The organism is Paenibacillus azoreducens, assembly GCF_021654775.1.
Taxonomy (GTDB): Bacteria; Bacillota; Bacilli; order Paenibacillales; family Paenibacillaceae; genus Paenibacillus_AQ; species Paenibacillus_AQ azoreducens.
This window is the reverse complement of the sequence record NZ_AP025343.1, coordinates 581,533-596,141: the sequence shown is the minus strand read 5'-3', so window position 1 is coordinate 596,141 and position 14,609 is coordinate 581,533. Positions and strand designations below refer to the sequence as shown.

Below are 14,609 nucleotides of genomic sequence, written 5' to 3'. Positions count from 1 at the left end.
GCAAAATCGGGTTCCACAACATATGCTTGAAGAAATAGGCGAAGCATCTCTGGTGCTTCCTTTATTTTCGCAATTTGTTCAAACGTTTGCACAACTAACCAAGGAGGACTTTTTATGACATCTCATACTCCGATCCGTGCCTGCCTATTCGACCTGGACGGCGTGCTTGTCGATACCGCGAAATATCATTATCTGGCATGGAAACGTCTGGCGCAAGAGCTTGGATTTGATTTCACCGAGCAGGACAATGAGCGTTTGAAAGGTGTCAGCCGAATGGCGTCGCTCGACATTTTGCTCGAAATCGGCGGTATTTCGCTGGATGACGAAACTAAAGTAGCGCTTGCCGAGAAAAAAAACAATTGGTATGTGGACTACATATCGCGTATGGATGAATCTGAAATTCTTCCCGGCGCGCTCTCCTTTTTGCAGGAGCTGAAGTCCGCCGGAATTCTGGTCGCCCTTGGTTCAGCCAGCAAAAACGCGATGAAAATCCTGAATAACACCCATCTGGTACCTTATTTTGACGCAATTATCGACGGAACTAAAACGGCCAGCGCCAAACCGGATCCTAAAGTGTTTCTGCTTGGGGCCAAGGAGCTGAATGTCGACCCTGTCGAATGCGTCGTATTCGAGGATGCCGAAGCCGGTATCGAAGCGGCGATCCGCGCCGGAATGCGCAGTATTGGCGTAGGTTCAAGAACTACCCTGGCCCGGGCCGATGAAGTTGTGTCTTCCCTTCAGGAAATGTCGGCTCAGCGTCTGTACGATATTTTCGGGACCAACTAACTTCGGGATATTTCCCTGGAAATCACAATATTACGACAGCCAACATTTGCAAATGATGACATAGCCCCGATTCGTTTATGGAATACTTTACTATAAATGCGAGTTCAAAAAGGTCGGTTTTCAGCACCGAGAAGATTGGATGAAGAAGGGACTGAGGAGCGGAGCGTACGTAAGGGGTACGTGAGCCCCGGAAGGCCCGGCTGAATTCAAGATTAGATGCCGAGCCCGCTTCCTGATTAACTTCGTGTTAGATATAGAATTTATAAGTTATCTAACTACGCTGATGAGATTCTATATCGCAAGAAAACCTACCGTTGAATCGCGGCCCTTTCATCCTTGATTGGCCTCGATTGGTTTTCTTATCAAAAGCGAACTTTTTGAACAACTTCTAAAATGCCTTTAAAAAGGAGCCGGTGATTGTGAAACAATATTTAAAGCTTGATCCATGGAACATCATTGAAGAGGATTTTCAAGCCCATCAACATGAAATCTCTGAAAGTATTTTCAGTATTGGAAACGGTTATATGGGACAACGCGCCAATTTCGAGGAAACCTACAGCGGTCCGTCGCTGCAAGGAAGCTACATGGCCGGCGTTTATTATCCTGACAAAACCCGTGTCGGCTGGTGGAAAAACGGTTATCCGGAGTATTTCGCCAAGGTGCTGAACAGCACCAACTGGATCGGCATCAACATCGACATTGACGGACAACCGCTGGACCTTGCGAGCTGCACAGTGAAGGATTTTACGCGGGTGTTGAACATGAAGGAAGGAACGCTGTCCCGCAGCTTTACGGCTGAACTGGAAGGCGGCAAGGAGATCCGTGTTGAAGCGCTGCGTTTTGTCAGCATGACACGCCATGAGATCGGAGCTATCCGTTATGCGGTAACTCCGCTTAACTTTAACGCCAACCTTACGATCACCCCGTATCTGGACGGCGATGTACAGAACAAAGACTCAAACTATGAAGAAAAGTTTTGGTCTGAAGTCTCCAAAGAATTTGGCGAAAAGGACGCCGTGCTTACGATTAAAACGAAAAAGCTGGATTTTCATCTGACCTCGGTCATGACGTTTGAAATCAGCAAAAACGGTGAGGCGCTTGCGCTCCAGCCTGAACAAATCACGAAGGAAAAATACGTCGGTTACCGCGTGAAGGTTGAAGCTGCGGCCAATGATCAGATCGTCGTATACAAATACGCCGCCAACGTAACCTCCCGTGACCATGGCCTTGGCCAATTGGTTGACGCCGGCCGCGCCGCCCTGCAAAATGCCGTGGCTGCCGGTTTCCAGCAGCTGTTAGAGGAGCAGGTGCAGGCATGGGCCAATAAATGGCGCGACAGCGACATTGTGATTGAGGGCGATGTGGCCGCGCAGCAAGCGATCCGGTTTAACATTTTCCAATTGAATCAAACCTATAGCGGCGAAGACGACCGTCTCAATATCGGACCTAAAGGATTTACCGGCGAAAAATACGGCGGCAGCACTTATTGGGATACGGAAGCTTATTGCCTTCCTTTCTACCTGAGCACGGCGGATGCCTCCATCGCCCGCAATCTGCTGATCTACCGCTATAAGCATCTGGAAAAAGCAAAAGAAAATGCGGCCAAACTCGGCTTCACCAAAGGCGCCCTGTATCCGATGGTAACCATGAACGGCGAGGAATGCCATAACGAATGGGAAATTACCTTTGAGGAAATCCACCGGAACGGCGCAATCGCTTATGCCATATACAACTACGTGAATTACACCGGCGATTTCGCTTATCTCGGCCAATATGGCCTCGAGGTGCTCGCGGAAATTTCCCGCTTCTGGGAAGAGCGCGTCAACTATGTGGCGTCCAAAGATCAATACATGATCCTCGGCGTGACAGGTCCAAACGAATACGAAAATAACGTCAACAACAACTGGTACACGAACCGTATCGCCAGCTGGACGATGGAATACACGCTGGAGGTACTTGCATATCTCCGCGAAAATGAGGTTTCCCGTTACAACGAACTCGTGGAAAAACTGCAATTATCCGAAGCGGAAACGGCAAAATGGCAGGAGATCATCGACAAAATGTATTACCCGCATGATCCTGAACGTCAAATCTTCCTGCAGCAGGACGGATTCCTGGATAAAGATCTGACACCTGTCAAGGATCTCGACCCGAAACATCTGCCGCTGAACCAGAACTGGTCTTGGGACCGCATTCTGCGTTCCGCATATATCAAGCAGGCCGATGTTCTCCAGGGACTCTTTTTCCTGGGCGACCGTTATGACCTGGAAACGAAAAAACGCAACTTCGATTTCTATGAGCCGTTGACGGTGCATGAGTCTTCCCTTTCGCCTTGCGTTCACTCGATCATTGCGTGCGAACTTGGTTACAAGGAAAAAGCTTACGAAATGTATTTGCGCACCTCGCGCCTTGACCTGGATAATTACAACAACGATACCGAAGACGGCTGCCATACGACCAGCATGGCCGGAACCTGGATGTCCGTCGTTCACGGTTTTGGCGGCTTGAAGGTGAGAGACGGCGTCCTGCAGCTGAATCCTTTCAATCCTGGCCACTGGAAATCCTTCTCCTTTAAGGTGATGTTCCGCGAATCGCGTCTGAATGTAACGGTCGGTGAACATGACGTTGTGATTGCCAACGAGTCGGAAGTGCCTGCCGATATTCAAGTGTATGGCAAAGAGTACACGGTTGGCGGCATGGGCAACGTTAAAATCTCTCATTAATGCCGCTTTACTCCCGAACAGATGCAGTTTTCTTTCGCTCAGGGAGACCGTGACCATACCATAAAAATTCACAAATGAATGGCTACGAAAATGGACCGCCCTTAGGTTATTTAACTAGGGGCGGCCTTTTTTGTCTCTCAATCAACTATCCAATTTTTATCATTTTCAGCGAAACAAAATCGTATTTTTTTCGTCATTCATATAGATGGGCAAAAATAACTTCTGACCCAAAAATAACATGTCGAAATTCTATAAGAAGGAGTCATTTTTCATGAAAAAGATCTTTATAGCCGCTTCATCGTTACTGCTCGCTTTCTCGATCAGCAGTTCGGTAATGGCGGCCCCCTCTTCATCAGCCAACCTGAATGTGAACGGAGTTAAACAGGTGGATCAAAAACCCCTCATCATCAATCAAACCACGATGGTTCCTATTCGTGCATTAACTCTAATGCGTATTTTCAAGGTGGAATGGGATGGCAAAACAAACTCTATAACGGTTGCAAATTCGAAATCCAAAGAAACCGTCAAAATGACGGTAAACAGTAAAATTGCATATCAGGGAAACTCGAAATTAACATTGGATACCCCCCCGAAAAATGTGAAGGGTACCGTTTACGTCCCTTTAAAATTCATTGGCGAGTCTTTGGGAGCAAATGTTGTATGGGATGCTGGAACCAGAACGGCCGTGATTTACAACTCAAATACTGAAGGAGCCGAAAACAGCAAAGATATCGTTAAAGCACGAGCCGCCGTTTTATCTTTGCCGCATATCAGTTTATACGACCCAATTCCAACAATAAGCGAAAGCAACATATCGAAATATTATTTCCCATATGGTAAAACTCAACGATTCTTTGTACTTGAAGGCGATATTATAAAATACTATGAAGTCAAAGATCAAGCCGCATGGCAAATTTGGGCAGGCAAACTGAACTTTGCTAAACAACAGGATGACAAAGACATCATCTCAAACCTGTCTCAATCCATTATCCAAGAATCGGGCAAACGTCCGTCAGGCAGCGATCAATACGTCTATTTTACCGACTATTTTTTAGGTGGCATGGTCGACTATGGAGTTGTAGGCAAAGACGGCAAGGCCAAGGAACTTGGAAAATTCAATTATACAGACAGAACCCAACCGTTTATTAAAGAGATAGAGGGCGAAAAGAGAACTGATTAAGTATGATTTGAAGAAAATGCCTGCCGCCATTCATCTGGCTGTGACCCGGGAAACGGACACTAAAAAGAGTCCTTCTCCCGGGTTTCTTTGATTTAACTCATTCATGGCCGAAATCCGCTCATAAAGCGTATGTTTTCGATGCTAGCTTTCCTACGGTAAACTTTTAGGCGGACGTTTCGCTTCTCCGCAAATCCTTCTCCCTCCATGCTTTACCATAACCCAAAAAGCAACCCCTTCCATTTCCACCAGAAATGCGAAGGGATTGCTTTGACTTAAATACATACATTCAAAAACTTAATGCAACAAATTCTTTGCTTTTCATCTTATTTCTTTATACGTTCAAATTTAATACTTTATGTACTTCCTCATGCTACACTGCCCGAATTTGCATTTGAAACGGAGGGCGTTCCGCCGGTTTGCCAAATAAATACCCCTGTGCAAGATGAATGCCGGAACTTCGGCAAAAATCAAACTCTTCCTGCCTCTCGATCCCCTCGGCTAGAACCCTTCCCCCGAATTTCTCCGCTTGGCCCAAGATGCTCATAATTTTATCCTGCTTGGCGGGGTCCTGATCGCAATGGTCGATTAAGCTGCGGTCGATTTTGACGTAATCGGGCTGCAATAAAGACATGACTTCCAGTGTCGAGTAACCTGAACCGACATCGTCCAACGCCACTTTCATCCCATGGTCGCGGTAGGCCTTAAAAATGCGTAAGAGATGATCCATATTGTCGATTTGTTCCGTTTCCACAACCTCGAATACAAAGTCCTCAGGGTCCAAATGCAGTCGGTCTATCGTTTTAAACGTATGGCTCAGGCAATATTCCGGATTGTAAATGGATGACGGGAGAAAATTTATAAAACGTTTTATGCCGCGCGGCAGCCACTTGGCGCTGGTTTCGATCGCGGAAATGCGCGCTGCTCTGTCCAAAAAAGAATGCATGCCGGTCTCCCTTGCCACTTCAAACAAATGGTACGGATTAAACGCCGCTCCCCCGGGCGCAGGCCGAAGCAGAAACTCAAAGCCGATAATTTCTTGCGAGGCGTCTACAATGGGCTGCATATGGCTGACGAAATTCCCCTGCCTGATAATTTCAGCGACATTGGAATGATCCATGCGGGCCTTCATCTGGGATAGAGAAATCCATGGATTTTGGTTGGCATTTTGGCTCAGGCCGGTAATCGAAATTTCTGTTCCGTTTACAATCTGCTCCGGAAGCGTATGCAGACTTTGCATCAGGTCCAACAATTCGTCTTGCGAGCTGTATTCCACCTTCATCATTTCCCTGCTCGATTCCGATGCCAGCTTCTTCTCATGGATTACAGCAGACATCAGATCATGATTGGGCCTGAGCCTGACCATGCCTTGATCTTCTATAGGTTGTATAGCGGTACATCCACGGCAGCTCATGTAGTCCCTCCTTGGCATATTTTGCCGAAAATTGTTGATTTGATTATAGCACGACCTCCTTACTTTGTGTGTGAGGTTTTATGAATTTCCAAGGATTATTTTTACAAAACAAGCTGGCGGTTACAGATCAACCGCCAGCTTGTTTTTCATCTATAATATATGTCACATTTTACTTATGGAATTACGATTTCCTGGCCAATTTTAAGGCCGCGTACGTTAGTGATTCCATTTTCTTTGGCGATTTTTTCCCAATCAACACCGAAACGCAGTCCGATGCGATACAGGTTATCCCCTTTTTTAATGACATAGACCTTGCCGCTGGTCGCAGGCTTGGCGTTTTCCGGTTGTGCGGCCGGCTTAGTGTTTTCCGGTTGTGTCGCCGGCTTGGTTGCAGGTTGGGCAGGTTGGGCAGGTTGGGCAGGTTTCGCTTCCGCTGCCTCTGCTTTTGGCTCCTCCTTAGTCGCTGTCGGAGTCGTTTCTGCTGCCGGAGTCGTCTCTGCTGCCGTTGACGGCTTAGCCGTTTCGGCTGCAGGAGCTTCCGCCTTAACGGACAGGTCCAAGGAATACTTCGCAAATCCGTTTCCGCCGTCTCCTACATATGCCATATTATTGCTCTTCGCTACCAAATCCTTCGCATCCGGCGAAGAAATAAAGGTTACGTTCAGCTTCTTGTCAACCGGCGCAAACGACCAGTTATGGTCAGCGGTAGGATTAATCGTGCCATTCTCGCGGATATAGTCGATAATCACCTGACGGTTTTCGTCCGGAGCCGCCATAATGATCCGTTTGCCGTCCGGATTCGCCAGCTTGGAAGACGAAGCACGGTAGTTGTTTGTAGCTACGACAAACTTCTGCTTTGGATCAATCGGCTTGCCATTGAACTGCAAGTTTTTGATGCGGTTTGCATCCGGATTGACCACATTGCCTTTCAGATCATATTTATTAGGTTGAGTTACATCGATTTGATAAGTCACGCCATCGATAACATCATAGTTATACGTTGGGAAATCGTTATTGATAAGCGGCTGCTCCGTTGATTTGGAAGGATCGACCTGGTTAAATTGGCCTGCTGACCATTCGAGCCAGTTCTTCAATTCTTCGCCGTTTACTACTACCGCATGTACGGTATTAGGATATACGTAAAGGTCGGAAACATTCTTGATGGCGATCGTTCCTGCCGGAATATTGGTATAATACGATGCTCCTGCGCGCCCGCCCGCTTTAAATGGAGCTCCTGCAGAGAGAACCGGAAGTTTTTCATAATCCGTACCTTTCAGATTTTTTTCCACATACCATTTTTGGGCATTCGTGACGATTTGAATGGACGGATCATCTTGCACAAGTGCGAAATAGCTGGTGATTGGCGCTGAAGTTTTGCCTACAGGACCGCGAACATATTCGATCGTTGCCTCATGCTCCGTTTTAACGGCATCGATAATTTTTTGATCGGCATCAACCAAAGCCTTTTTGTTCGCAACGTCATATACAGCGCGGGTCTCGGTTTTGGAGTCAACGACTTTCCATTTGCCGTCTACCTTTTCAAGATCCAAATCGATGATTCCGAGATGGTCCCCCCAATACCCGGGCTCGACGGAAGGAACGCCGTTGATGGTGCCCTTTTCGAGGTCAACGCCTTTTTTGCCTTTAAACTCGGCGCTAGGGAAGGTTTTATGAGCATGGCCGAACATGATCGCGTCAATGCCTTCAACCTGGCTCAGATACAGCACGGAGTTTTCCATCAAATCCGTTTGCGGGATATCCTCGAAGCCGGAGTGAGGGATCGCGACGATGATGTCGGCGCCTTCTTTTTTCATTTGCGGCACGAATTTCTTGGCGGTTTGGACGATATCTTTGGCGATCACCTTGCCGACCAGATTCGCGCTGTCCCACTGCATGATTTGCGGAGGCGCAAAAGCAATCACGCCAACCTTGACGGTTTGCTCCTGGCCGTTTTCGTCAATCACTTTTTTGTTCAGGATCGTATAAGGGGTAAAATAGTTCACGTCATTGCTTTCATCTTTATCCCCGTCGTCTTTGTAAATGTTAGCGTTAACGATCGGGAATTTGGCTCCCTGTTCAGCCAATTTCAGAAAATCGAGTCCGTAGTTGAATTCATGATTTCCTACGCCGCCCGCATCGTAATTCATCAAATCCATCGCTTTGTACACGGGATGAATTTGGCCCGGTTTCAACGGATTGACTTTGGCCACATAATCTCCAAGCGGATTGCCTTGCAGGAGATCGCCGTTATCGAACAGCAGACTGTTTTTGGCTTCTTTGCGCGCCGCGTTGATCAGGCTCGCCGTTTTGGCAAATCCGTATTCATCCGTAGGCTTGTCCCCATAATAGTCGTAATTGACCATGTTAACATGCAAATCGGATGTTTCCATCAAACGAATCTTAACTTTCGAGTTTGATGTGCTTCCGTCGGCATAAGCGACAAACGGAAGTGCCAGCACGTTGATGGCAACGACGGCGGCAGTGATGCTTTTAACTACTTTTTTGCGGGACTTCGACATTTTACCCCTCCTATTATATATACCTGATAAGACAAGTATGCGGACCTGATTGTAACCGCTGCCAAAAAACGTCCAGCGGTTAATTCATCCGGTCCACATTAGTAGTTTATATTGATTTCAGGCCAAAATAAAGACAAATGCATCCATTTGCAAAAAAAATAATACCAGGGACCCTGTCCTAGGCATTATATAAGGTTTTACATATATATTTTGTCCTGAAAAATTGCTATCCGCGGATTCTTTTATTCGATCCATTCATGTTTATCGCCGTTCTCCGAAACATATACAATGCGAACCGGATTGATTTTTAGAATGACGTAATCGGGGTCTTCGGGTCCGGTGAATTTGTCTTTGAACTCGGGTTTCCAGAGATACTCGCAAAGTTCCCGGTCATCTGTTATTGTGCAGGTCCCTTCGATTTCGGCAGATCCTTTGGCACACCCGTTTTCATAACCGAACAACAGCGAAACATGCGGGTTTTCCTGCAGCTCCATAACTTTATGCGTTTTGCGGTCCGTAACGAGATAAATGCTGAGTCCCCTGTTGTAAAGCATCATGTACCGCTGCTTGGGCTTGTTTCCTTCCACGGTGGCAAAGGCGCAGTATTCATGGTGGTCCAAAATTTTAACGATGTTTTGTTCCATAACGATCCGGGCTTCCATATGCACAATTCTCCTTTCAATTAAAAACCGGATTTTTCAAGATTCATGACTTTAGAGCGGTTTCTCCTGTATGATGAACATAATGCTAACCAGCGATTCGGACAATCCATCCGGATAAAAGCAAATATGCCACTAAAGGAGCTATCATGAAACGTTTGATTTGGATTGGATGTTTATCCTATTTTTTGATCGGCTTGGCCCATGTCGTACTGGGCTCCGTTCTTCCGGTACTGCTTGAGCATTATGGCCGCGAATACAGTCAGGGCGGAACACTCATATTCACGCAGTTCGCCGGATTTCTGGCGGGTGTGCTTGTCTCCCCCATCTTGAACCGCCGATTCGGCAAAAGAGGCGGGGTGCTTATCGCAATCTCCCTGCTTTGCGCAGCCGAGCTTACATACATGCTGCTTCCCCCATGGGGGCTTCTCTACCCGATTGCCTTATGCGCCGGCTTTGGTTTCGGCATGATCGAGGCCGTCATCGGAACGATTATCATTGCGGCGATCAAAGACAAGACGGCCGTCGCCATGAGCCGTTTGGAAGTCTTTTTCGGCGTAGGCGCCATGATCATGCCGCTGATTGCCAGCGGCTTAATCACCCAAGGATGGTGGCGCTTCTCTTTTCTTGTCATTTCATTATTTGCTTTGGTGACCTTTCTCTTCTGGTCCAAAAGCTCCTTCGGAGAAATCGATGCCGCGCTGAGGGCAAAAACATCGGCGGCAGGCGCCGACAGTGCCGGCACGTCCTCCGGAAAGAAGCCTTTTCCCTATCAGGGCAAATCTTTTGGGATTCTGCTGATGTTTATTTTATTTTTCTTCCTTTACGTCGGTACAGAGATGAGTCTCGCTAATTTTATGCCGGCCATCTTGATCGAAAAAATCGGCATGAAGGAAGCCGGAGCCGCGCTCAGCGTAACCTGCTTCTGGATCGCGATGTCAGTGGGGCGGATTTTCGCGGGCACCGTCGCCGAACGCATCCATTACCGTGTATATGTCCTGGTTAGCTGTATCGTTACTCTTGGTTTGCTGGCCGTGTTCCCTTTCACCTCAAACATCTGGTCGTCCTTTGCCGTGATTTTGCTGCTTGGCCTGTTTATGTCCGGCATCTTCTCGATCACCCTCGTCTTTGCCAGCAAATTGCTTGAAGGCAGCGAGGAATCCACGCCAAGCATTCTCATTGCGGCCGGGGGCGTGGGAGGTGCGATCCTTCCGTTGTTCACCGGCTGGAGCATGGATCATTTGCATGCCAACCAAACCTCATGGCTGCTCGCTTTGTTTACGCTTTTCATGGTCCTGCTAAGCTTTGCGGCCTTCCGAATTGAGCGAAGACAGCTGCAATACAACGGGCGTCAAGAAGTTTCCGGATAATTCTCATCAGCGGCGGCTGTCTGCATATTACTTCATCTTGGAAATGCCGCCGCTGACCAAATCGACCTTAATCTCGATGTTTTGAATGCTGCTCGGATCAAGCGGAATTTTGCCTTTTTTGCTCAGTTTATGCCAAGCATCCGGCATGCTGCGGCGGAGTATTGCTGACAGCCCGTAAACATCAACATCCATCTCCAAAGCTTTTAAGTAGGTCCCCATTATTTGATCCTTAACTACTTTTGTCGCCTGCAGCTCCAGCTTTCTCTTATGAAGACTCGTGTTTAACGATGGGAGCGTAGCCTGCATGGAGACCTTGATGTCAAAGACCGGCTTGCCGCGTTTCAACTTGGGGTGAATGGAAGATTTAATTTTATTCATCACCATCAACGCCTTTACCTGTTTTTCTTTTTTTATAGGCAGCGGCGTTCTTCTCGTTTTTTTCTCCAACCAGCGAAGGCCTAAAATATCCTTCATTTTCAGGCAGCCCCGATACTGCTGATTATCTAAAAAACAAACTCCCGACATGCTGACATTCGGAGAAGGTTTCTTGCCTTCCGTCCAACCCCTCGCGACTCTCAGATGAGGTATAAGAACGGTCTCCCCTTTTTCTTTCCATTTCCATATAAACTTGTACAAATACAACGGAGCGATTATCGAGCTTTGTTCGTAGGTGCGCATAGGGCTATTCAGCTGAGAATAGATCACCGACAATTGGCTTATGGATGGGGTGTTAAATACTTTTTCCATGGGCTCACTGGTCGCCATGACCCAGACGGTATAACGGAATTCATAATAACGGTCCCACACCTCCGTAACCTGGCGAGCAAGGCTGTGTTTCAGGGCGGATTCGCTGAATACAATTGTTTTTATATTGCTCCAAACGATCCTTTGCGGACTTGTGGCATACAAATTAAAGATCGCCGTATCAAACGAGTCCCCTTCCGCCTTACCGACCGATGTCGTCTGTTTCTGGGCCTGCCCCGTCTCCTTCTTGGCTATGCCGCTAAAGTTAACCATTTGGATATAAACGACGACTTTGCCGTTTTCATAGTCGACCCCGAGCGTATTGACATAGATCATATGCTCGATTTCCCTCATTCCCCAGCAGCCCGTAAGAAGCGTGGTGACCAGCATGATGACAAGGGCGCATTGGATTCGCTTCATCATTCATGTTCATCCTTTATTTTTCGATTTGTCCGTAAAATTCCCCTTGCCCCACGGCATTCTGAACAGAATTTTGTATATATCCCTAAGTTTCGGCGGTGATATAGGAGCCAGATAAGGGGTACCGAAGGAACGCACATTACCCAGATAGAGAACCAGGGTCAATAGACAAACCAAAGTTCCGAACAACCCCAGGATCCCGCTAATCAAGAGCACGACAATCCGAATTAGGCTGATGACGCTTATCAAGGATTGGTTCACCAATGTAAACGTGGAGAGCACCGAGATTGCAATCACAACGATCGTTCCCGGGCCTGCAATCCCGGCGCTGATGGCTGCCTGTCCGATAATTAACCCCCCAACTACTGATAAGGTCTGCCCGAAAGCGGAAGGCAATCTCATACCCGCCTCCCGAAAAGTCTCAAACAAAATCAGCATCACGATTGCCTCTAGCGGAGCCGGAAGAGGTACGCCTTGTCTCGAATTCACTAAGGTTGCAAGCAGCGTAAAGGGAATTTGATCCTGATGGAATGTATTCAGCGCGATCCAAAAGCCCGGCAAAAACACGGAGAAAAATGCGCTGCACATTCTTAAAAACCTCGTAACAGCCACAAAGACATTCACGAAATGCGCATCTTCCGAAGTATTGAGCAAAAAGTTAAAGGTTACCGGAGCCATAAGCACCGTAGGCGAACCACCCATCACAATGACGAATTTGCCATGTAGGATCGAATTGACGGCATAGTCAGGCCTACCGGTATATGTCATCAGGGGAAAAAACGTAAATCCGTGCAAACTTTCTTCCAGCTGCGTATTGCTCACCAATCCTTTGACCTGCAGATGCGACAACTTATCCTTAATTTCGCGTAAAACATGCGGCTTGATCGTATCCTTATGATACAGAAGATAGACTTTGGTTGCGGTTTCGGTCCCGGCCGTATACTCTTCTACCGCGAGCATATCCGACTTGAGCCGTCTGCGGATCAAAGCAATATTGACCAGCGCGTCTTCGATAAAACCATCCCTTGGCCCCCTCGTGGACACTTCCGTATTCGGCTCCTCCGGCTGGCGTTTGGGCGGATCGGCCACCTTCGCGAAAAAGAGAAGATTCATTGGCGTAAAAGCCAGAAGAAGATCGCCTTCCAGCACGATTTCTTTCATCGCCTCTTCCATCTTGTCCATTGGCAGGGGCTCCATGTGAAACGGAACCTTCTGCTGCAGATTCAGTTCATCCGAGCGAAGGATATCTTCAGGGATATTTTTCAATTCCGGAATAATGTATTGCTCCACCTTCTTCACATCGCATAATCCCTGGCAGTAAACCAGATGCACCTCTGCACCCGACAAAGAGATAACCTGTTGTATGATGTCGGCACTTGAACCAAACATTCTGGCAGCCGCATCCTCATACTGTTTGAATGAATCCCAATGTTTTTGCGTCATGCTGTATTCCCCCTTCGGTGAGCCAGAGCGATCAGCCCGGCGATAATGATGGAAAAACCGAGCACTCCCCATAAAGAATAAGGAAGCACGTAAGAAGACAACAATTTCAAAAAATAATAATCGCTAAAGGGAATGGTTGTGAGGACTACAATGACCGCAAACATACTTCCCAGCATCCAAAATTTCCCCTTCCTGCTCTGAACCTGGAAAACTTCGAGTATCAGGAACATACTCAAGGAAATTCTCAGAAAAGCGCCGCTAAACCATTGATAGACGCTGAAAAAATCCATATGCTCGATGTACCGGCCGATCGTCAACAGCCTCCATTCCTCAAATGCCGGAAACCGGAGCTTTTCCGCCTCATCCGGGCCGAACTCAACAATCGCGCCGATTAACGGGCCTATGGTGAGACCCAGCAAGAGAAGGACCATGATCATAAAGGAAAGATAAGACAAACGCGACTTGATATAGTGCTGAAAAAAGAAGAGGATAAATACTTCGACAAAACCCGCTCCTACATAGACGGCCCCATTCCATACCGGCTGCATTCCATGCTCAAGTATCGGCTTCAGCAAGGTGTAATCCTTGTGAGGCGTGTTGGACAGCATGACAAAGAAACCTAAAACAACGACAACAGGCAATAAAACACCTGCCGTATTGGCTATGGAGTGGATTCCAAAATAGGCATTTAACGCGGAGATCAAGAGAAAAACGAGAACGAGGACCAGTATGGGCGTCTCAGGGGAAAAGGTGAGATGGATCCAATATACGGTATCCCTGGTCGTAAGCAAACATATCGCAAATAGGTAAATGCCCGCAAAGAACGCGAGAATCCAGCTTAGAGCAGGATGGTAAGCTTTCGCCAGATACTGAAACAGATGCTTCTGATTGAGTTTGGTAATTCCGAAATGCAGTACAATAATCCAGACCAGCGAAAGCGCGCATGCCAGCAGGGCCGAAATCCAGGCGTCACGATTGGCGGCGTCCAGCAATATAGGAATAACGATGACATGATTCAGAAGACCCGTACTCAGCATCATGATCATGATCGATTGCAAAAACGAAATATTCGTTCTAATTTTCCTCATCCTCCTGAAATAACCCCACAAAGAGTATCGGAAAGAAGTCCGACGCCTCTCAGAGGCGCTTTTGCGTAGCAAAAGTACTGAGAGTATCGGAAAGAAATCCGACGCCTTCCATTTCCTTAGAATGGCATAAATTACAACATTTATACTTCATCCTGTACGGATAGCTTCGGTCTTTCCCGAAACACTTCATGTTGATGATTTGGAAGCGGGACTTGAACGGGTCAAGAAACTTGGCGCCGAGCTGATCTAACCTGAAATCTCCATCT

The 14,609-nt window shown here is 47.3% G+C and carries 10 protein-coding genes; 4 read left to right on the top strand and 6 right to left on the bottom strand.

The annotated features are described in order from the left end of the window. Positions 1-114 precede the first annotated feature (114 nt). The 3 genes from pgmB (at position 115) to L6442_RS02495 (ending at position 4,689) form a co-directional block, all read left to right on the top strand. The gene (gene pgmB / locus L6442_RS02505; protein WP_212978310.1) at positions 115-786 is read left to right on the top strand and encodes a beta-phosphoglucomutase; all 672 of its coding nucleotides are present in this window, start codon (positions 115-117) and stop codon (positions 784-786) included. 419 nt (positions 787-1,205) lie between these two features. After that, a complete protein-coding gene (locus tag L6442_RS02500; protein WP_212978311.1) occupies positions 1,206-3,509 on the top strand; it encodes a glycoside hydrolase family 65 protein in 2,304 nt (767 codons plus the stop codon). A 271-nt stretch (positions 3,510-3,780) separates the two neighbouring features. Beyond that, a complete protein-coding gene (locus L6442_RS02495; RefSeq protein WP_212978312.1) occupies positions 3,781-4,689 on the top strand; it encodes a copper amine oxidase N-terminal domain-containing protein in 909 nt (302 codons plus the stop codon). Positions 4,690-5,059: 370 nt separating this feature from the next. Here L6442_RS02495 and L6442_RS02490 read toward each other — a convergent pair whose 3' ends face one another. From L6442_RS02490 to L6442_RS02480, 3 genes are all read right to left on the bottom strand, one after another. Continuing rightward, positions 5,060-6,100 (bottom strand): EAL domain-containing protein, encoded by a 1,041-nt coding sequence (locus tag L6442_RS02490; protein ID WP_212978313.1) that lies wholly within the window; start codon positions 6,098-6,100, stop codon positions 5,060-5,062. Positions 6,101-6,273: 173 nt separating this feature from the next. Beyond that, complete coding sequence (locus L6442_RS02485) at positions 6,274-8,619, bottom strand: bifunctional 2',3'-cyclic-nucleotide 2'-phosphodiesterase/3'-nucleotidase (RefSeq protein ID WP_212978314.1); 2,346 nt, start codon at positions 8,617-8,619, stop codon at positions 6,274-6,276. Between the two features lie 242 nt (positions 8,620-8,861). Continuing rightward, positions 8,862-9,281, bottom strand: coding sequence for a pyridoxamine 5'-phosphate oxidase family protein (locus L6442_RS02480; protein ID WP_212978315.1), 420 nt, complete (start codon positions 9,279-9,281; stop codon positions 8,862-8,864). Positions 9,282-9,427: 146 nt separating this feature from the next. Here L6442_RS02480 and L6442_RS02475 point away from each other — a divergent pair, with 146 nt between their 5' ends. Continuing rightward, a complete protein-coding gene (locus tag L6442_RS02475; protein WP_212978316.1) occupies positions 9,428-10,648 on the top strand; it encodes an MFS transporter in 1,221 nt (406 codons plus the stop codon). 27 nt (positions 10,649-10,675) lie between these two features. Here the strand turns inward: L6442_RS02475 and L6442_RS02470 are convergent, their stop codons facing one another. From L6442_RS02470 to L6442_RS02460, 3 genes are read right to left on the bottom strand one after another with little or no spacing between them, the layout of a single operon-like run. Then, the gene (locus L6442_RS02470) at positions 10,676-11,815 is read right to left on the bottom strand and encodes a Ger(x)C family spore germination protein (protein ID WP_212978317.1); all 1,140 of its coding nucleotides are present in this window, start codon (positions 11,813-11,815) and stop codon (positions 10,676-10,678) included. Positions 11,816-11,821: 6 nt separating this feature from the next. After that, entirely contained in the window at positions 11,822-13,255 is a 1,434-nt protein-coding gene (locus tag L6442_RS02465) for a spore germination protein (protein WP_212978318.1), read from the bottom strand. Then, a complete protein-coding gene (locus L6442_RS02460; protein WP_212978319.1) occupies positions 13,252-14,343 on the bottom strand; it encodes a GerAB/ArcD/ProY family transporter in 1,092 nt (363 codons plus the stop codon). Before L6442_RS02460 ends, L6442_RS02465 begins: the two co-directional genes overlap by 4 nt. Positions 14,344-14,609: the final 266 nt, after the last annotated feature.

Bases quoted from the DNA above. Each gene is read 5' to 3' on its own strand.
- pgmB (WP_212978310.1), top strand. From the start codon at position 115: ATGACATCTCATACTCCGATCCGTGCCTGCCTATTCGACCTGGACGGC.
- L6442_RS02495 (WP_212978312.1), top strand. From the start codon at position 3,781: ATGAAAAAGATCTTTATAGCCGCTTCATCGTTACTGCTCGCTTTCTCG.
- L6442_RS02490 (WP_212978313.1), bottom strand. From the start codon at position 6,100: ATGAGCTGCCGTGGATGTACCGCTATACAACCTATAGAAGATCAAGGC.
- L6442_RS02485 (WP_212978314.1), bottom strand. From the start codon at position 8,619: ATGTCGAAGTCCCGCAAAAAAGTAGTTAAAAGCATCACTGCCGCCGTC.
- L6442_RS02480 (WP_212978315.1), bottom strand. From the start codon at position 9,281: ATGGAAGCCCGGATCGTTATGGAACAAAACATCGTTAAAATTTTGGAC.
- L6442_RS02475 (WP_212978316.1), top strand. From the start codon at position 9,428: ATGAAACGTTTGATTTGGATTGGATGTTTATCCTATTTTTTGATCGGC.
- L6442_RS02470 (WP_212978317.1), bottom strand. From the start codon at position 11,815: ATGATGAAGCGAATCCAATGCGCCCTTGTCATCATGCTGGTCACCACG.
- L6442_RS02465 (WP_212978318.1), bottom strand. From the start codon at position 13,255: ATGACGCAAAAACATTGGGATTCATTCAAACAGTATGAGGATGCGGCT.
- L6442_RS02460 (WP_212978319.1), bottom strand. From the start codon at position 14,343: ATGAGGAAAATTAGAACGAATATTTCGTTTTTGCAATCGATCATGATC.